Source organism: Pleionea sp. WD8-19, from assembly GCF_055326765.1.
In genome coordinates this window covers 26107-44560 of the sequence record NZ_JBUZOU010000020.1, presented here as the reverse complement: position 1 = coordinate 44560, position 18454 = coordinate 26107, and the positions used below count along the sequence as shown (strand labels likewise).

Sequence of the window (18454 nt, the reverse complement as noted above, 5' to 3'; positions counted from 1 at the left end):
TGCGCAATTAACAACTTTTTGAAACTGAAGTCGATTAATTCAATGTGACTTTAGTTTGAGTACATTCTATTTTTAAACTATGTGATAACGGATATTGATGGAACAGTTTGGTTTTCGTTAAGTTAGGCAAAAATGGTCGAATAACAAATTTTTTTTAACCTTTATGTTTTTACTCACCAGGGGACAATCGCTGAATACGCTCTAGCGTTTTGATTTGAGAGATGACATTTTTGCGGTCATTAAAGTCGAAGCTGATTTTTATACAGAATAAATCTGGATATTTGTCTTGAGTAATAAAAATAGCGCAATTATCTCGAAATTCTCATCTTCTTCACAATAAATTCACTGTATTCACATCTCAAGTTGTGTACATTTAGTGTCAATGTCCATTGGGATCACGACGGCAAATGAGGTGAAATATGACTAACTTAAATTTTGTGTACTTTATTCTAAGCTTTATTCCAGCAATGCCACTCGAGCATTCAAATTCATTCATTTCATATGAAAAAGCAGAAATTCAAAGCATTATTGTTGAAGCTGTTGAAAATAAAGATTCTGCAACGATGTGTGCAAATTGGCCCAGCTGCAAAGATGATGCAGAGTAAACCGTTTACTCAATAACCTAAGGCAAGGAAGCCGTTCCTTATTACAAAACTTATTAAAAGCAAAAATGAACCACTTTTAATAAGCTGTGGAGTGAGTACTAACTAACTAAAGATCGCTTTAAACCAATAAATAACAAAGATCTTTAGTTCATTTCATTAACAACTTACATTTAGGAGGCACTATGAGAAGAGGTGACATAGTTCAATTAAATTCAGGTGGTACCAAGATGACCGTGTTTTCATTTTTGGGTGATTTACCGGTAGAGCAAAAACAACAATACGCCACCCAAGGGTTTGAAGAAGAAGACGTCGTTTGCAAGTGGTTTGTTGGTACGACCTTAAAGAAAGATGTTTTCCGATCATCAACTCTTAAACAAGTAGCGATTTAATTTCTTCTTTCGAAATGTCAGTAAATGGCGATATCGAGGATTTACCTGCGATATCGCTAATGCTATTTTTTCTCAGAAAAGTAATTCTCATTACCAAATTATATATAGAATAAAAAGCGATGAAAAAAGTATCATTATTCTCGATCTGAATAAAGATTCAGCGTTAAACTATAGAAGCCTTACGTTCTTTGTTCGTCATGGAGGCTTACATGTACGTTCCAAAACCCATCGAGTACCTTGAGTCGCAAAGCGTCCCTTACCAAGTTATTCATCATCCAAAGTCTATTACAGCACGCGAAACCGCTCATTCAGCCCATTTGGCCAGTTATGAGCTAACAAAAGTTGTGGTAGTGAATGCAAATGATAGGAAAACACTAGTACTGATTCCTGCAGACTGCGTTATTGCACCCATTCCTTTATCGATAGAGTTGAAAGTTAATGAAGTGACTATTGTCCCAGAAGAAGATTTTCAGGACTTGTTTCCGCAGTGTGAAGTGGGAGCAATGCCGCCTTTGGGCAATTTGTATGGAATGGATGTTTGTATTGCCAAAGAGTTATTTAACCGGTTTGAAATCACATTTAATGGGGGAACCCATACCCAATTGATTCAGATGAATACCGTCGACTTTTGTGAGTTAACACAGGCCAAGGTCATTGAAAAGGGATATCAATCGGCCAGTTTGACGGTCGAAGGACAAAAAAAGCATTCAAAACCTTGGCATTGGATATAATAAATTTAAAATAAACCAATTTGGCGATCGAAAATGCTGTCGAAACTGTTGCCGATGAAATGCAAAATTCCATCGGCAATGGGCTTAATTTGGCGTTCAATATAGAGCTCGTAATCTAGTGGTGATTGACAAAACTCAATAGGTTGAGGTCCATTAGTCGTCAGTAGATATTCAATCCAGCCTCCATTTTTATAACAGGAAGGCAAACCGCGTTTTGAACGTTCTTGTTCAGCAATATGAGCGGCTTGCACATGAGGCGGTACATTTTTTTGATAGTCCGATAGCTTTCTTCGTATGCGTTTTCGATAGACGAGACGTTCATCTTGATCACCGTTACGAATAGACTGAACAAGCTGGCGAATATAATCTTCGTAATCTTGATCATGAAATATTTTCTGATAAAGTTCTCTTTGAAATTGACGCGCTAATATTGTCCAATCGGTGCGGACACTTTCCAAGCCTTTAAAAATAATTGTTTCTTTCCCATTTTTAAACACTTGTAGACCGGCATACCGTTTTTTCGAACCTTTTTCTGATCCTCGTATGGTCGGCATTATAAAGCGTTTAAAGTGAGTTTCAAATTCCAGTTCCAAATAACTTTCAATACCAAACTCACTTTTTAACGTTTGCTGCCACCAATGGTTCAGTTCAACCGCTAATTGTTGACCCAATTCTCGAATGGTGTGTATGGCAATGTTACGATGATAACCTTTAAGCCATACAAATACGGAGTCGGTGTCACCATAAATAACTTTAAAGCCTTTACGTTCGATTTCTTGTTTTGTGCGATATAAAATATGATGTCCACGTAACGTGATAGAACTGGGTAAACGAAAATCAAAAAAACGACAACCTGGGGTTCCTAACACACCATAAAAAGAGTTCATCAAAATTTTAATCGCCTGTGACAATGCACGGTCATTTTCCTGTTTTGCATCGTCTCGCGCTTGCCATAGTTCTGCAATTAACTCAGGCAATATATTATTCGATTTATGAAAGACCGCGCCATTAAAGCCAGGGACTAAAGTGTTGTAATCGGAAATCGGTGTTTGCTGCTGATTTTTGAATGCCTTATGACTTTCTTTTTTTAACCCTTCTATCAATCCCATCGGGTCGATTTTAAACGTACGTATAATACTCGGGTACAAGCTCTTGAAATCCAGAACCAGAACATGATCGTAAATGCCAGGAAAGGAGTCCATGACATAACCACCAGGGCTACCGATGTTTTCTGGTTCTGAAGCTAAATTGGGGGCAACATAGCCTTTTCGATGCAACAAAGGTAAATAGCGGTTATCGAATGAAGCGACTGAACCACCAAAGCGATCCATTGCCAACCCTGTGAGTTGAGCTCTTTCAACAGCAAAGCTAATTAATTTTGTTTTTCTAAATATGTCCCAGACCAATTGGCAGTCTTCGAGATTGTATGCGGCCAGTGCGGTTTTATTTTCATTATATAAACGTGTGATTTCTTCGCCTCGGCTATCTGAATGCGCAATCAACTTTCCACGTTCAAGCAACTCGTTTGCCACGTATTGCAGAGAGAAACTCTCGAAGTTATAGGTTGCTGAGCGTAACGTATCAATACCGTCCAATATCACGCGCCCCGGCACCGTTAACGTATAATGCTCATTATTGCTACGAGACTGACGCCAGTCAATCAATGCGTTTTCGCGGCCAAAGGCAAACCTTATGTTTAATTGTTCGGCTTTTTTTTGCAGAAAGCGCAAATCAAAGTTAACGACATTCCAGCCTATAACAATATCTGGGTCTAAAGTATGAATTCGTTGAATAAAGTGAGTCAGCAAACTTTTCTCATCGGTAAAATATGTGATATCGCCTTCTTTATGACCGGCTCGTGATGGATCAACCATATAAACGTCGTTTGCTGATTGTACCGGTGAATCGGTTGAAGTCATTAAAAGAGCAATGGAATAGAGCTTTTCGCCAACCATTGAGGTTTCAATATCGAGAGACAGCACGCTAAATTTGGGTTTAAATGGAGTGGGGGTCAGTTTTGGATTTAAGAACGTTAAATAATGTTTATTGGACTTTAATGTTCCTTGCAGTTGTAATCCCCCACGAATAAAGCGCTCCATTAAATACCGATCCGTTGGTTGAATATCGGCTTCTAAAGGAAATATATGACTGTCGCGCAGCTGCTTTCGTGCAACGTATAGATCTCGCTGCGAATAAAAATAAACGGCACATAACTTTTCAAATTTAAAGGATTGAAGCGATACCTTTTGAATTCGATATCGGTTTAAACCAAGTTCGGAATCTAATACTTTATTTGCCTTTTTGATAAGAGATTGAGCAATAAAAAAGACGGGTTGTTGTTGGGAAACTTCAATCTTTATAGGCCCTTTTTCTGCTTTTATCCAAAAGCAGAGAACCGTTTGTTGGTGACCGTTGATGAATCGTTCTTCCCAATGGCGTGTCAGTAAGAAACCTTTGAGAGTCTGTTGCATAGAGGATAAAGCGTCAATTGTTCGAACTCATTTGAGCCGTAGTTTATCACTAGATGGCTTTACAGGGGCTATTTTGTGGAAATGAAAAAGCCCCAAAAAGGGGCTGTGTATTTAACCGAAAATAATTGAACGAGTACGGGGGCTACAAATGAATAATAGGATCGGGGTTACCATCAGGATCTCCACTGGCAGTACCGTCACTTGAAGGATTTCCATTTTTAAGCATGATAACGGCACAAGCTGCGGGTGAAGCCATAGAAGTCCCCGACATCGTTGTGGTGCCACCACCTCTTTTCAAAGAAAGTATGCTAACTCCGGGAGCGGCATAATCGACCGGAGGGTTTCCATAGTTGGAAAAGTAAGCGAATTCGTCGCTAGAGTCGGTTGCTGAAATGGTAAAAATATTATTGTGATTAGCACTCGCAGGAGAAACATTGTCTGCATTTTGCGATTCATTACCGGCAGCCAAGGCAAATAAAATACCTTGTTGTGCGGCACTTTTAACGGCGTCATTTAATGCATTGCTTTTACCGCCGCCTAGGCTCATATTGGCACAATCTCCTGCGCTGCCATTCGCAGCAACGTGTTCAACACCCGCGATGATGCCGGAGTAACTGCCTGAACCTCGAGAGTTTAATACTTTTATAGGGACAACCGTTGCTCCCGCGGCAATGCCAACCACATCGATGTCATTGTCTATTGCGGCGACGGTTCCAGCAACATGAGTGCCGTGGCCGTGTCCGTCATCAAAGCCAGCATCTTTACCTTTGTTAAAAGCACTGAAACCTCTGCTACTGTCTACATTTAAATCCGCATGATCCAAATCGATCCCAGTATCCAGTATCCAGGCGGTTTGACCACTGCCATCCCACGGACCGCCAACGCGCGTAACCGACCAAGGTGTGGATTGAGGACCATTGCCACCACCTCCAGGTTTGTCAGGTTTCGGAAACGCAACGACAAGTCCGTCAGGTTCAAAGCTTTGAACTTCTGTATTATTTTTAAATGCAGCTCTTGCTTTGTCGCAATTCATATTTACTGCAAAGCCTTTAATGGTGTGTTTGTATATATGCTTAGCCTGTGCATTTGCGGCTGCCACCATACCTCTGGCTCTTCCTTCCACATCAAACTTATCCATCGATTGATTGAATCGGACTATGCAGGTGTTATTAATTTCGAACAGGTCTTGGCTAGCGGCATGGCTGGGTGTTTCAGCATTCAGTGTTATCGATGTTGAAAGCGCTGTTGTCATGCTTGCTATCAGTAGCGATTTTCGCATTGGTATACCCCTTTGTAGACGAAAGTTAATTTTCTATTAGTGTTACTTCCGGGAGAAGGTCCCTATGAAAGTATTTAACGGGATTTGGAATTTTCAACTTGTCAAAAAGCGGAAGTTTTAATTTAAAACTTAGGGAATTTTGGTTTATATACCGTTATGTCGTTTTTGGAATAGAACAAGTCGGAATTAGGTGAAATGATATGAATGTAAGAGCAAGTAGATATTTGAATATATTATTAAAAGCGATATTTTTTTAGGAAATACTTTGTTTTCTTAAAAGCGGATGTTGCTATGCAGTATTTTTCAGTGCGTTCGAGCTAACACTTAGCTAGGTTTTTTAAACCCTTCGATCCATCCGTGAGTAATAAGTGTTGTCACTTCATTTAACAAATGGTTGGCTAAAGCACTTATTTCATATAATGACTTTCCCTGTTTTATCAGTGCTAGAAGATCAAATTGTTGACGAGAAATTATTTGATAGCTAACTTTTAGTTGAGGTCGTTCTATCAGAATACATGTTTCCTGTCGTTTGATTTGAGATGGCTGGTACTTTCGAAAACTCGATTCCAATACCGAACGAATTGCCCAAGAGGAGAGTATAAACCCAAGGTCGCGACTTAGAAGCAATACCAGGTTTTCTTGTTGCGAATGCGTTAATTGACAATAATCTTTATGCGGCCAAACAGAGCGCGATGGAGCATAATAAGTTTGATGCTGAAGCCAATCGAAAGCAGCAATATCGGATAAGAACGGTAGTTCAAATAACTTTGGGTTGTCGGTCTGTTCTTTTGCTAAATATATAGGAAAAGTTTTACCATAGGTTGAGTCAGGTGTTAAATAAGGTTCGATGCGATCTCGATAGTTGAAAGCCAATTCTTTGAAAATTGAGTCGCCTACTATCTTTTTCGTATTGGGGAAAATTTTTACGAGCCAGCTAACTAAACCTTGTTGATGATTGGCTTGGTAAATATCCATTTCTTTATTGTTTGGATGTATATTACTTCTACTATTGAGCACTTGATCAAAGAAGTTAGCCTGCCATTGTTTTAGTTGCATGTTCACCTTTTTCGGAAACTGAGTTTTTTGCATGCCAATCCACTAAGTGCTGAGCTTTTTGCTGCAGCTGAACCAAGTGACTAAACGGAGGCAGTTGGTTATCCCACTCAATGAGAATTGGTACAGAAGGATCGAATTCGGTTAAATATTGAGAAAATAATTTCCAGACTTTTTCACAAGGCGCGCTGCTATGGCTGTCAACTAATTGCACGCCTTTTCTATGGTAACCACCAAGGTGAAGTTGTTTAATATATTGAGGTCGTAAATTTCGAATATAATTTTGTAGATTCCAAATGTGGTTGGTTGCGTTTACATATAAATTATTTAAATCGAGTAGTAAAAAACAACCGGTTCGTTGACAAAGGGCATTAAGAAGCTCTATCTCTGAAAGTTCATCATCAGGATGTTGCACATAAAAACTGATATTTTCAATTAATAAAGGACGATTTAAATAGTCTTGTACTTGATGAATACGCTGAACTAGATGCTCTAGAGTCTCTAATGTATAAGGCAGTGGAAATAAGTCTGGTAATTGCTGCTGTTGAAATTGCGAAAAACTGCAGTGTTCGGAGTACCAAATAGCGGATGTATCATCGAGTAGCCGTTTAACTTTTTTTAAGTAGCTAAAGTTCAAAGGATCCACTGAGCCTAGCGACAGTCCTACACCATGGAAGGTCAGTGCGTAGCGCTCAGATAACGAGCGAACCGCATTATAAGTAAACCCACCATCGGCTAACCAGTTGTCGATAAGCAGTTCAAACCAGGTTATAGGGTGGTTGTGTTGCGCAATAGCATCTAAATGTTGTTCGCGTAAACCTAAACCAACAATACCTGACAAAGAAACTGAATTGCGCAACATAGTGGTTGTCAATTGGTTTTTTCTGCGCGTGCGGTTTTAGCGGGCTTAACTTTCACAACTTTTCCGCCAACAATTTTTTCACAAGTACCTTGGGGTACATAAACCCACTCGTTAGGATCGTTGTCTTTAGGTGCTTGACCCGCACAACCATGGCTGCCATTTAGCGAACCACAGTCATTTTTTCCCGCTTTTGCTATTCCCGCGCATTTTTCCCAATGAGTCGGCTGCTCGGGTACGGCATTTACCGACAAACTCACTCCAACTGCTGCGATACTTGTCAACGTACGTTTTAAATTCTCATTCATTGTTCGCTCCTAAGTTTTGCGAGTTAAAAAAGATGTCACTGTTATTGTGGCTTCGGTTTTTCTACAAATCTCTTCTTTAAGTATATAAAGCACGGGAATAACGTGCTCAACAGTTTCGATATTTATCATGTAATCCAACTCCTTTCATGATAAGTGGGATCGCTTTTTCTAATCGGTTGTGTCGAGTGGATTCTCGTTTTGCATTGGCAATATGTTCCGCGTATTCTTTTTGCTTGTAGGGCGTTAATTGACCGTAAGCTTTTTTAAGTGCACTGTTTTGATTGAGCGCATCTTCCAGCTCCTGAGGAATGGTCAATAATTTACTGTTGGGTTTGGCTGCTTCAATCGAGTTGCCTTGTTGGTGGTGGAGCAGTGTTTCATGAAGGTAATCGCGGATGACAAATAGATTTTCAGTGATATCATCCAGGCTATTAAAGCGCCACTGACGCATCGCTTTGGTTTTTCCATCTTGGGCATTACTCAATTTTTCATGTTTATCTTCTAATAGGGCTCCCTGAAAAAACCACAGACCGAGGTGTTGTTTAAAAGCTCCCAGTCCCACCAGATTTTTCTTATTTTTGGTATAAACTGGGGCACTCCATTTGATGGTTTCTTCGAAGTCCGCTTCAAGCAACAGCTCTCGGAGTATGGAAAGCTCTTTTCGCCAATGCTCATGCTTTTTGATATAGTCATCAACGGTCATGTAGTTACCTCCTCAGTCGAAAAAGGCATGACTTTAAGCACATTTTTTAGATCCGCATTTTGATTATCATAGTCTGCATTATTTTTGATGCAAACGATAAAGGGGAAACGATGAATTGCTTTGTGAGATATTTGTTGGTGGCATTAACGCCATTTTTGTTAGTTTCAAAACAAATAGTTGCTGAACCGTTATCCGTGGAGCAAGAAAAATTGCAGCTAACGGTGAAAGTTTCGGGGTTCGATAATTTAAAAGGTCATTTGATGGCGGTAATTTATAATTCGCAAGAGTCCTTTGATGAGTCTGGTGAATATCTGCTGGCTGTCAAAAAAGCCGTAGATGCCAAGCAAATGACATTTTCATTTGAGCCTTTAACGGCAGGTAAGTACGCGATTAAATTATTTCATGATGAAAACGATAATGGCAAACTGGATAAAAATTTGTTTGGTGCACCTTCAGAAGATTATGGTTTCAGCAATGATGCTAAAGGCTTTATGGGGCCTGCCAGTTTCGATGACTCTATGTTTGAAATGTCCGAAAATCGTGAGATAGAAATTCATTTGCAATAGGCATTTGATGGGTAGGACGCAAGCAACGCTCATTCCCTGAGCAACGCTCTCTTCGCTAATAGCAATTATTCGTTTGCTGCGAGGGGAGTGACGTTGTCGTCGTTTTCTTGCTCTGATTCAGTCAGCAATACCTCGGGTTTACCTTTAATGGCTTTCGCCAACAAGTCTTTGTTCTCGGCAATTAACATACCGATGGCTTCAACTTGATCTTCCGTTAATCCTTCAATTTTTTGTTCCATCCAGGCGCTAACATTTTCTGCCAGTTCCAACATTTTATCGTATTGGTCGGCTTCTTTTTTATCAGTAAAGGTTTTAGATGTATCTCGATCGGACATAAATAAAGTCACCACTGCCATTTGGGTTTACTCCAATTGCTTGTTGTTAATTTAAGCGACGAAAGGAATACTACTTACTTAAGTAGTTTTAAGCAAGTGCTTTTTTAACGGCTGTCAATTTAACGCTCAATTAGCCAAAAAATATTCATCGAGTAATTGAAATAATACAGTGCGGGCTTGTCGATGTTTATCATTGGCATCGTCAGGTGGCGAATAGTTCGGAAACAAAGATTGGATGTGTTCCGGTGTCCATTCCAAGTGACACTGAAGGCCCAAACAGTGGGAAGCTTGATAAAAAATTTGATGAGGGCACTGCTCGGAGGATGCCAATAAAGCTGCAGGCTTGGGAATGCCAAATTGAAAGCTGTGAGCTTCGAAAGCGTAATTAAGATCTTTAAAAAAACTTAATTCCACAGGCAAAGAATGAAAGCGCATGGTCTTCCAACCGAATTCCATTTTCGATAGCTTGGTGACCGACGCTCCGAGTGCCGTGGCGAGTAGTTGTGCTCCTAGGCAAATACCTAACACGGGTGTTGATGTGTGAGTGAGTTGTTTTATCCAGTCGATTTCCTGTTGTAGCCAGGTCAAATGTGAGGCATCTTTCACATTCATTTCACCACCTAACAAGATCACGCCCAGTGGCGCGCTGGACTTTATTTCCGCAAGACTCGGCAATGCCTGATTCGGTGCAAGTAAGACTTCCAAATGTACATCGCGTTGCTGCGCCCAATCGTTAATGTATCCGGGACCTTCTTTCTCAGCGTGCTGAATAATCGTGATGCGGTTACTCATTTTAAAAAGTTTCCGTTATCATGAATGACTGAGTCATTTAAACCCAGTCTGGGTAATTGAGCAATCTGAAAATCTGTGAATAAACAACAACTCGATAAAGTACTCTTTGAATGGGACATTCCTTACACCCAATATCAGCACCCACCCTTGGAAACCTGTGAAGATGCTGATCGTCACTTGGTTGAGCGTAAGGGAACACGGTTAAAAAATTTATTTTTGCGTGACAATTACGGTCGCCGACACTTTTTGCTCATTACCGCTCATAACAAACAGGTTGATTTAAAAACTTTGTCGAAACGAGCATCGGTTTCGCGATTGGGTTTTGCATCGGCAGAGCGACTTATGCGTCTTTTGCATGTTAAGCCAGGTTGTGTGTCCATGTTGGCTTTAATAAACGATGATCAGAATGCGGTGGAGTTGTGGATTGATCAAGCGATATGGATTGATCAAGGGGCAGAGGGCGAATCACATCTTCATTGTCATCCTTTGATTAATACCGAAACCTATGTGCTGGCGCGCACTGATCTGGAACGCTTTTTCATTCGAACTGGGCATTCGCCATCATTTATTGAGATCCCGCAAATTGGAGAAAACTGTGATTAATACTTCGGAGCCGCGTAGTGTGCAGATAATGCAACGGTGGTTGCAACGTGTGGTGATTGGTGAAAACTTCTGTCCGTTTGCGCAACCGGTTTTCGCAGAGCAAAGCATTCGTTATTACTGTTCCTTTGCTTCAGAGCTAACAAATGCTTTGCAAGAACTGGTTCAACAATGCATGTACCTTGATCATCACCCGGAAGTTGAAACCACCTTAGTCATTTTCGAGCAAGGCTTTGTTTCGTTCGATGAGTTTTGGACGCTGGCGCAAATGGGGGAGGGATTACTTGAGCAACAAGGCTATGAAGGTCTGTACCAGCTTGCGCACTTTCATCCCGAATATTGTTTTGAAGGGTGCAAAACGGACGACCCGGAAAATTACACAAACCGCGCACCTTTCCCTACGCTCCATATTTTACGCGAAGCCAGTGTGGAGCTGGCTTTAACGAAAGTGACATCACCTGAAAAAATTCCTCAACGTAATATCCAGCACGCCCGTAAAAAAGGCTTGGCGTACTTTCAAGCGTTGTACCAGTCCTGTTTCGATAAGAAATAGCATGTTGGCTGAAGAGTGGAGAAGTCAAGAGTGCAAAACCCACTTCGCTTGGGCATAATAGCCGGCCGATTTATGATTGAGATGTATTATGTGGTTCCGAAATTTACAACTGTATCGATTTGTCGAAGATTTTAAGCTGAATGAACAGGAGTTTGCTGAAAAATTAAACACTCAGCGCTTTCAGCCTTGTGGCCGTCAGTCGAAAGAAAGTGTTGGCTGGATTTCGCCACTGCATCGCAATGAGCAAGAGTTGGTGTATACCGCAAATGGTTGTTTTTTGTTCTGTATGCGCAAAGAGCAAAAGGTCATTCCACCTTCCATGATTAATGAAGCATTGGAAGAACGCATTGCTGAAGTCGAGCTGGAACAGGGGCGAAAAGTATTCCGTAAGGAAAAGCAACAATTCAAAGAAGACATATTAGCGCTACTGATGCCCAAAGCGTTTACCCGCGCTAGTCATACCCACGGCTATATTGATACCCGCAACGGGTTGATGGTTGTCAATGCGGGCAGCGTTGCTTTAGCGGATACTTTTATCAGTTTATTAGTGGACTCGTTAGGTGTGTTAGGTGCTGTAAAGGTCGATGCCGAACAAAATCCAGCTGCAACAATGAATCAGTGGTTGCTTAATGGACTGCCAGAAGGGTGGAGTTTAAGTGGCGACTATGAGTTAAAAGACCCACAAGATGAACGTGTCGCACGTTTTAAAGATAACGAATCGGAAAATCAGGTGATCACTGACTTGATTGAAGACGGTTACTGGGTAAGCAAATTGGGTGTGTTCTATCGCGATTTACTCAAATGCAGTATTCAGGACGACTTACAAATTAAAAGCGTTAAGTTTGGTGATGAACTATTGAACCAAAACGACGAACTCGACATTGAAGATAAGATGGCAAAGTTTGATGCTGATTTTGTATTGATGACGCAAACCATTTCTGAGTTTACGCAGGACTTCTATCAAGTGTTTCAGGTAAGAAGCGGGCAAGAGTCGTGATTTAAAGGACTCAGTGTGTATAAAGGATGGGCTCGTTGCGCTTCGCCCATCCATAAGTCTGACGATATTAAAGGTGTTTGCTTCGTCGAATAAACAGCAATGCCAAAAGCGCAAAACTGATGCCTATGCCACCACCGCTGCTCGAGCCATTGTTTTCCTGCGCTTGATCGTCAGCAACATTTTTGATGGTCACATTTACTTGCGAAACATCGCCCATTTGTGCATTTCCGTTAACATCACGCAATGAAAGTACGAACGCCACATCTTGATCGGTCGGTAACGTTGAAATTTCGATGACTCGTTCACTGCTGTCGCCTTCTTCCCACTGCAATAAGCCCGATAGCGCGGTGTAGTGAGTTCCTGCAATGGCTGTTCCGTTAATTGCACTGTAACTCACGCGCGCGCTCTGATCGGCATCACCGAGGCGGGTTACCGTGATAGTCGCTGTGCTGGATTCATTTAACTCGAGATTGGCTTGAGAAAACGCGACATAACTGACGGATTGATTGATCATGTTTACCGTTAAGGTTGATGCGTTTCCTAGCTCGGCATTTCCACTGGTATTACTGAGTACGATAGAAAAATGCTTGTCTTCATTGAGTGACAATGCCGTCACTTCGATCACTTTATCTTCCGAATCATTCACTTCCCAGTGTAATGTGCCACTTAACGCGCGGTAATTCTCTCCGGCTGTAGCAGTACCATCTACCGTATGAAAATTTACGGCCGCAGGTTGATCGTAAAGACCCGTTCGTTTAACTCTCACGCTGATGATATTGGCTTCTTCGAGTTCGGCAGTCGACCGCTCAAATTCAACGACGCTCGATGAATCAACATTGTCGGCATCGGCTTCGCCTTTTGCCATTTCTGCAACGTAGGCAATGGCTAACTTTAAAAAGTTGGTCGCGTGTTCGGAATCAAAATGATTGTCGCGCGTGGTATGAATATCACGATTGTATTCAGAAGAGTCGGATTCAAATGGAAACGATGCGGGAAAGCCGCTTTGGTGCCAAGAGGCGTGATCGGAGCAGGCATAGCCACAAGGGTCATAAGCGTAATTCAGCTCAGGAAAGTAGTGATCCATTAATTGCGTCATAAAGTGATTTTGTTCGGCATTGGTGTAGTCAGAAATTAGGACGATGTCGAGGTTTGCCGAACCTTTGTAACCGGTCATATCAAATTGAGCGGCACCGATAACGTCCACGTTAGTATTTCGATAATGCGTCGCTATCTCGTGAGAGCCACGAAGTCCAACTTCTTCAGCGGCATATCCCATAATTTTTACGGTTTTTGCGGGTTGATAGCCACTTAACACAATGGCCCGTAATGTTTCGGAAATAACGGCAATACCCGATGCATTATCATCGTAACCTGGTGCTCGTGCCGTTGAACCTCCACCAGAATTAATGGAATCTAGGTGTCCACCAATAACAACGACTTCTTCCGGATGAGTTGTTCCTGTTATGGTGGCGATGACCGAAGGTTGTGCCCAACCACTGTGTTCAAAAAGCTCGACAGTGATATCGTCACGGGTGTTGGCCAAACTTTCCCAAGATGACTTTAACCAGTTTGCGGCTTCAACGCCTGAGCTTTGTGTGTAGTATCGGTTGTTGTAACTGCCCATGTTAGTCACAGTTGATGACAAACTGGCTGGGGTCATTTGTGCTAACAAAGCAGCAACGGTTTCTTGATTATTAATGCTGTAGTCTGCGGCTTTTGCTGTGCTTTTTTGCACAATCGCTTGTTTGTAATTTAATGCATCGTTCATTGAAGCATGCCATACATAACCACCGCATCGTCGATATTGGTCGTGCATGTAAGCGCTTAGCTTTTCTAGCTTGTTTTCTTCAATTTTAATTATTGCGATATCGCTTTTTAGTTTGGTTGGATTACTGACTTGAGTAATTCCCAATTGTTCTTTTGTTTCTTTGGTCATGCTCAGTAATGCATCATTGCCAATCGATAAAATGGCAGGTTGTGCTGTTGTATTGGGAGCCGTGCTTGTATTGAGCTGCGCATTGTCGGCTAAAATTAATTGTGAGCTACAGGAAAGGGCTATTATCGTAAAGAGAGTTTTTAATTTCATGCGAGGCTGTTCTTTTCGTGGGATTTGTAAAAAGTGTAAAAGTGGAGGGTTGGTTCAACAAGTTAATATTCACAACTTTCAGTGGTAATATGTAGCGGTATGTGAACTGCTTGGCAAAACAGCTCTTAGTTACTCTAGAGCGTGACTATTTATTTTTTTAGGAGCCGACATTGTCGGAAATTACTCGAATTACCCAAAGTCGCAGCTTACGCATCTTATTTTGGTGCGTTGGCAGTGTATCCTTGTTGCTTGGCGTATTGGGTATTTTCCTTCCACTGTTGCCAACGACCCCTTTTTTGTTGTTAACGGCAGCTTGTTATTTACGTAGCTCAAAAAAGTTTTATCATTGGCTATTACAGCATCCCTTACTGAGTCGTTATATTGTGGGTTACATTGATGGCACAGGGATCCCGCGCAAAGCCAAAATATATACCTTACTGGTTTTATGGTCATCGATGGCGTTGTCCATTTACTTGGTGCCATTGTTTTGGGTGAAGGTGTCATTACCTGTTATTGCTTTGTTGGTTTCTATGTATATTTGGCGCTTGCCAGAACCTGAGTGGCAGAAGTAATGAACAGGAGTGACAAAGGGACTGAAGGGTTCAGCCCCTCGATTTAGTTAACTCATACCGTATAAACCAATACGATTTCCTTCACTATCAATAAGCTGCGCGAAAAATCCTTTTTCACCACCGTCTATTGCTGTTTTTGGCCAAAGTACTTCACTGCCCTTAGCAACTGCGCGCGCAAGCGTCGCATCAATTCCACCAGCGCCTTGTAAGTAAACTACTGCGCCGGTAGTGGAAGGCATGTAACCTTGCCCTTTCACTAACATGCCAGAAACGGCTTCCGTGTCGGCTTCGAAAATGGCCATATCGAAGTTTTCCATTCGCTCTTCCTTTATTGTGCACTGAAGAACTTCTTGATAAAAGGTGATTGCGCGTTGCATATCAACGACAGGAATTTCACACCAGGTTAATTTGTGTTGCATGGTACACTCCTTAAAATGAGTTGAGGTTAGCTTCCAGAACACTATAATTCAGGCTACTGACAGCCTACTGTCAGTAGTGTTTTGAGATTTTGTTCTATAAATGATTTTTTCGGACAGGGTAAAGATGACAAAACTGAGCGATGATTTTGACTCAAATTATGAGTTGTTTTTAGAGGATGCAATTGATACGGGGGTCGTTTGGGGATTAGTGACGGGTAACGATGAGAATGCGGAGTTTGCGCTTTGCGGTTCGGAAGAGAGTTCCGAGATTGAAGTGATGCCCTTTTGGTCGCGGGAATCATTCGCAAAGTCTGCTTGCAGCGATGAATGGAGCGGTTACTTGCCTCGAGCGGTTGACGTGGATGACTTCATCGATAACTGGTTGCCAGGCATGCAAAAAGATGGGCTTTTAGTGGGTGTTAATTGGACCGCCGAGTTGGAAGGAGCGGAAGTAGAACCATTGGAGTTGTCGCTCGACTTGTTGGAAACGGATTAATGGTTGGATTCGGAAATCCAAACGCATTAATAAAAGTTTATATCGCGAATCGTCCTTCTATGGATGAATACGAAAGTCTTAGCTCGGTAGTGGGTTTGGATCAACATAAGATTGAGCATATTAATCAGCATTGTGGTAATCATTGGCGAAAAATTTTCAATTGCCTTGCTAAGCTAATGTTTCAACTGAACGCTTTGGAGTTTACCTGTTGGCAACATTATCGTGATCACAATCTATTAAGAAATGAATCTAACGTTTGCTTATTATTCAGTAAGCCAGTAGAACCAACTACCGAAGTTCAAATCATTGCCGGAAAAACCCACGCCTTATCACTATTTCCAGAAAATCCTTTTCGGTGGATGAACGAACACTTCGCCGTTCACCCCAACCAATCGCGTATTGTGAGTCCTTATTTGGATTATCGTCAGTTAAGCAACCAGCGAATAGAACAACTGGTTGAGATTATCAAATCACTACACGCAACCACACGTTATTGAATTGATTACTGACAGAGCGTTTAGTCGTTTTTCATTGTCATATTCCGATATTGGAGCGGGATCATCTCGTTATCCTAGCGGTTTAATGATCGTTATAGATTCTTAAATAAGTTGCAAACCGGGGTGTTTTTTTACTTGTTTTTCCGCGATAGCGATAGGTAATCCAAGAACCAATGGCAGGTGGGTTACTGCGCTCGGCATCGGAAAAGCCTGAGCCGATTTTAAATCGAATGCCGTCTTTAGTTTCTACTAATAAGGCACCCAATTTACCTCGGTATTTCCCTTTTCCTGATATGTGAGCGATGACTTTCGCTTCGGCGTCGTTGTGCGGTTTCAATTTTTGTAAATCACTGCTGCGTCGTGCCTGATAAAGTGCGTGTTTACGGTGTAGCATCAGTCCTTCGCCGCCTTTGGCAATGACCGTTGCTAAAGCGTCTTGTAGCGATTGGTGATCGGTAACCTGAAATTGCTTCACAGGCAGAATGTGCCTTGCTGGACTTTGTTGCAATAAGGAATGAAGTTGGTTTTTCCGTTGGTCGAAGGTTTCCAGACTTGCCGGTAAGTCGAAGACCATATATTTGATACTTTTCCAGTCTTTATCATTTGGCTTGAGGCGACGAACAATGCCGGATACCTGTTCAAACTGCCCGCGATCTATCCATAGCTCGCCATCGAGCGGTTGTTGTGGGAAGTTTTCAATGAACCAATTCGGCGCGTGAATGATATTGCCAGCTCGCGTGATTAATCGTTTGCCATTCCAATAGGCTCGAACACCATCGAGTTTTTCACTTACCCAAAATTGTGTGAGCTCTGACTGCGGTAGGTAATGTTTAGCGTGTTGAAGTGGAGGCTGTAGGGGGGCGTTGGCGTTTATCGCTGGGCAAATAAGCGAGATTAACAGTGCTGAATAACTCAGCTTTAGGCTTTCCATAATGTATCGTCCTTGATTGAATAAGTTACCTTGTCGATGTGTATTATGGCTTTTTGTATCGCCATTTGGGATAGGAAAGGGCGCATGAATGCGATCAGCGATCGGCCTATTTCATCACGCGAAATATCTGACAGCGAGTAGCATCGAGAGTGTTATTTAGCCGGCCGTTTATTGTGGCTCTTTGCGTAAAAACACTAACTCGTTGTCGCTACTTGATTTTTGGTCGAACTGATAACCCGAAATATTAAACTCGCGTAACCCTTCAGGTATGTCTATTCGCTGATCGATGATAAAACGGGCCATCATTCCTCGGGCTCGTTTGGCAAAAAAGCTAATGACTTTGAACTGACCCCCTTTGTAGTCTTTAAATACCGGAGTGATCACTTCAAACGGCAATTGTTTGGCTTTTACGACCTTAAAATATTCGTTAGACGCAAGGTTGATCAGTTGGGCGGAAGGGTGTTTCTTTAGCTCTTGAATAATCCGTTCATGAATCAAGGTACCCCAAAATTCGTAGAGATTTTTGCCGCGACGGTTACCAAATCGAGTACCCATCTCCAAGCGGTAAGGTTGAATTAAATCCAGTGGCTTTAGTAAGCCATATAGACCAGAAAGAATACGTAAATGTTTTTGCGCATAGTCGAAGTCTTTTGATTTCATGCTGTCGGCATCTAAGCCCTGGTAAACATCTCCACGAAAAGCAAGCACGGCTTGTCGTGCATTCTCTGGAGTAAATGGCGTATGGAACGACTGAAATCGGTGAACATTGAGCTCTGCGAGGGTATCACTGAGTTTCATAAGCCCCGCAACATCTTGATGGGTTAATGTCTTAAGCTCTTCAATCAGTGCTTGAGAATGCACCAGAAACTCTGGTTGTGTGTATTTTGATGCAGCGAGAGGGCATTCAAAATCTAGGCTTTTGGCTGGCGAAATGACCGTCAACATAAGGCAAACAACAACTTCTAAAATAAGGAAAGTGGGCAAGCTTATCAAAAATCAGGCTTAGGATCAGGTCTCATTTTCGGTTTTTAACTGAATGGCGATTGAGTCATCGGCATGAATTTCAATCAATATATGAATAGGTCGGCAGCACACCTCGCAGTCTTCAACGTACTGTTGCGGACTCACACTGCAATCAATTAACAAGGTGATAGGTTCTCCACAATAGGGGCACGTCTCCGGCGATTCGCAATAGGGAGCTATCGTAGCCAT

At 41.9% G+C, this 18454-nt stretch carries 23 protein-coding genes; 10 read left to right on the top strand and 13 right to left on the bottom strand.

Annotated elements, in window-relative coordinates:
- Positions 1-419: 419 nt before the first annotated feature.
- The 3 genes from ACTUJY_RS18535 (at position 420) to ACTUJY_RS18525 (ending at position 1725) form a co-directional block, all read left to right on the top strand.
- The gene (locus tag ACTUJY_RS18535; RefSeq protein ID WP_463617625.1) at positions 420-605 is read left to right on the top strand and encodes a hypothetical protein; all 186 of its coding nucleotides are present in this window, start codon (positions 420-422) and stop codon (positions 603-605) included.
- A 182-nt stretch (positions 606-787) separates the two neighbouring features.
- Positions 788-994, top strand: coding sequence for a DUF2158 domain-containing protein (locus ACTUJY_RS18530; protein ID WP_463617624.1), 207 nt, complete (start codon positions 788-790; stop codon positions 992-994).
- A gap of 209 nt (positions 995-1203) precedes the next feature.
- On the top strand, positions 1204-1725 hold the full coding sequence (locus ACTUJY_RS18525; protein WP_463617623.1) for an aminoacyl-tRNA deacylase: 522 nt from the start codon (positions 1204-1206) through the stop codon (positions 1723-1725).
- A 5-nt stretch (positions 1726-1730) separates the two neighbouring features.
- Here the strand turns inward: ACTUJY_RS18525 and ACTUJY_RS18520 are convergent, their stop codons facing one another.
- The 6 genes from ACTUJY_RS18520 to ACTUJY_RS18495 all read right to left on the bottom strand — a co-directional run bounded on the left by ACTUJY_RS18520 (position 1731) and on the right by ACTUJY_RS18495 (position 8398).
- Positions 1731-4196 (bottom strand): DNA polymerase II, encoded by a 2466-nt coding sequence (locus ACTUJY_RS18520; RefSeq protein WP_463617622.1) that lies wholly within the window; start codon positions 4194-4196, stop codon positions 1731-1733.
- Positions 4197-4338: 142 nt separating this feature from the next.
- Complete coding sequence (locus ACTUJY_RS18515; RefSeq protein ID WP_463617621.1) at positions 4339-5475, bottom strand: S8 family serine peptidase; 1137 nt, start codon at positions 5473-5475, stop codon at positions 4339-4341.
- A gap of 324 nt (positions 5476-5799) precedes the next feature.
- Complete coding sequence (locus tag ACTUJY_RS18510) at positions 5800-6531, bottom strand: HvfC/BufC family peptide modification chaperone (protein ID WP_463617620.1); 732 nt, start codon at positions 6529-6531, stop codon at positions 5800-5802.
- Positions 6506-7390: an MbnB/TglH/ChrH family RiPP precursor modification enzyme gene (locus ACTUJY_RS18505; RefSeq protein WP_463617619.1), complete on the bottom strand. Its 885-nt coding sequence runs from the start codon at positions 7388-7390 to the stop codon at positions 6506-6508. The genes ACTUJY_RS18510 and ACTUJY_RS18505 overlap by 26 nt, the downstream gene beginning before the upstream one ends.
- An 8-nt stretch (positions 7391-7398) precedes the next feature.
- Positions 7399-7695, bottom strand: a complete 297-nt coding sequence (locus ACTUJY_RS18500; RefSeq protein ID WP_463617618.1) for a BufA1 family periplasmic bufferin-type metallophore — start codon at positions 7693-7695, stop codon at positions 7399-7401.
- Between the two features lie 106 nt (positions 7696-7801).
- Positions 7802-8398 (bottom strand): YdeI/OmpD-associated family protein, encoded by a 597-nt coding sequence (locus tag ACTUJY_RS18495; RefSeq protein WP_463617617.1) that lies wholly within the window; start codon positions 8396-8398, stop codon positions 7802-7804.
- 110 nt (positions 8399-8508) lie between these two features.
- Between ACTUJY_RS18495 and ACTUJY_RS18490 the strand changes: the two genes are divergently transcribed.
- Positions 8509-8964 carry a DUF2141 domain-containing protein gene (locus ACTUJY_RS18490; RefSeq protein ID WP_463617616.1) on the top strand — a complete coding sequence of 152 codons (456 nt, stop codon included), beginning with the start codon at positions 8509-8511 and terminating at the stop codon, positions 8962-8964.
- Positions 8965-9029: 65 nt separating this feature from the next.
- On the opposite strand, the gene ACTUJY_RS18485 is transcribed toward ACTUJY_RS18490, so the two are convergent.
- Complete coding sequence (locus tag ACTUJY_RS18485; RefSeq protein ID WP_463617615.1) at positions 9030-9320, bottom strand: YebG family protein; 291 nt, start codon at positions 9318-9320, stop codon at positions 9030-9032.
- 105 nt (positions 9321-9425) lie between these two features.
- Positions 9426-10091, bottom strand: a complete 666-nt coding sequence (locus ACTUJY_RS18480) for a type 1 glutamine amidotransferase (RefSeq protein WP_463617614.1) — start codon at positions 10089-10091, stop codon at positions 9426-9428.
- A gap of 75 nt (positions 10092-10166) precedes the next feature.
- Between ACTUJY_RS18480 and ACTUJY_RS18475 the strand changes: the two genes are divergently transcribed.
- The 3 genes from ACTUJY_RS18475 (at position 10167) to ACTUJY_RS18465 (ending at position 12241) form a co-directional block, all read left to right on the top strand.
- Positions 10167-10694 (top strand): prolyl-tRNA synthetase associated domain-containing protein, encoded by a 528-nt coding sequence (locus tag ACTUJY_RS18475; protein ID WP_463617613.1) that lies wholly within the window; start codon positions 10167-10169, stop codon positions 10692-10694.
- Entirely contained in the window at positions 10687-11244 is a 558-nt protein-coding gene (locus tag ACTUJY_RS18470) for a DUF1415 domain-containing protein (RefSeq protein WP_463617612.1), read from the top strand. Before ACTUJY_RS18475 ends, ACTUJY_RS18470 begins: the two co-directional genes overlap by 8 nt.
- A gap of 88 nt (positions 11245-11332) precedes the next feature.
- Positions 11333-12241: a recombination-associated protein RdgC gene (locus ACTUJY_RS18465; RefSeq protein WP_463617611.1), complete on the top strand. Its 909-nt coding sequence runs from the start codon at positions 11333-11335 to the stop codon at positions 12239-12241.
- A 67-nt stretch (positions 12242-12308) separates the two neighbouring features.
- On the opposite strand, the gene ACTUJY_RS18460 is transcribed toward ACTUJY_RS18465, so the two are convergent.
- The gene (locus tag ACTUJY_RS18460; protein WP_463617610.1) at positions 12309-14327 is read right to left on the bottom strand and encodes a M28 family peptidase; all 2019 of its coding nucleotides are present in this window, start codon (positions 14325-14327) and stop codon (positions 12309-12311) included.
- Positions 14328-14497: 170 nt separating this feature from the next.
- Here ACTUJY_RS18460 and ACTUJY_RS18455 point away from each other — a divergent pair, with 170 nt between their 5' ends.
- Entirely contained in the window at positions 14498-14899 is a 402-nt protein-coding gene (locus ACTUJY_RS18455) for a YbaN family protein (protein WP_463617609.1), read from the top strand.
- Between the two features lie 47 nt (positions 14900-14946).
- On the opposite strand, the gene ACTUJY_RS18450 is transcribed toward ACTUJY_RS18455, so the two are convergent.
- Entirely contained in the window at positions 14947-15318 is a 372-nt protein-coding gene (locus ACTUJY_RS18450; protein WP_463617608.1) for a VOC family protein, read from the bottom strand.
- 124 nt (positions 15319-15442) lie between these two features.
- On the opposite strand from ACTUJY_RS18450, the gene ACTUJY_RS18445 reads away from it, so the two are divergent.
- Together ACTUJY_RS18445 and ACTUJY_RS18440 are read left to right on the top strand one after the other, a co-directional pair.
- On the top strand, positions 15443-15814 hold the full coding sequence (locus ACTUJY_RS18445; protein ID WP_463617607.1) for a DUF2750 domain-containing protein: 372 nt from the start codon (positions 15443-15445) through the stop codon (positions 15812-15814).
- Positions 15814-16311 (top strand): DUF6942 family protein, encoded by a 498-nt coding sequence (locus ACTUJY_RS18440; RefSeq protein WP_463617606.1) that lies wholly within the window; start codon positions 15814-15816, stop codon positions 16309-16311. Before ACTUJY_RS18445 ends, ACTUJY_RS18440 begins: the two co-directional genes overlap by 1 nt.
- Positions 16312-16393: 82 nt before the next feature.
- On the opposite strand, the gene ACTUJY_RS18435 is transcribed toward ACTUJY_RS18440, so the two are convergent.
- From ACTUJY_RS18435 to ACTUJY_RS18425, 3 genes are all read right to left on the bottom strand, one after another.
- Positions 16394-17242 carry a DNA ligase gene (locus tag ACTUJY_RS18435; RefSeq protein ID WP_463617605.1) on the bottom strand — a complete coding sequence of 283 codons (849 nt, stop codon included), beginning with the start codon at positions 17240-17242 and terminating at the stop codon, positions 16394-16396.
- Between the two features lie 168 nt (positions 17243-17410).
- Entirely contained in the window at positions 17411-18187 is a 777-nt protein-coding gene (gene yaaA / locus ACTUJY_RS18430; RefSeq protein WP_463617604.1) for a peroxide stress protein YaaA, read from the bottom strand.
- 63 nt (positions 18188-18250) lie between these two features.
- Entirely contained in the window at positions 18251-18454 is a 204-nt protein-coding gene (locus tag ACTUJY_RS18425; protein WP_463617603.1) for a CPXCG motif-containing cysteine-rich protein, read from the bottom strand.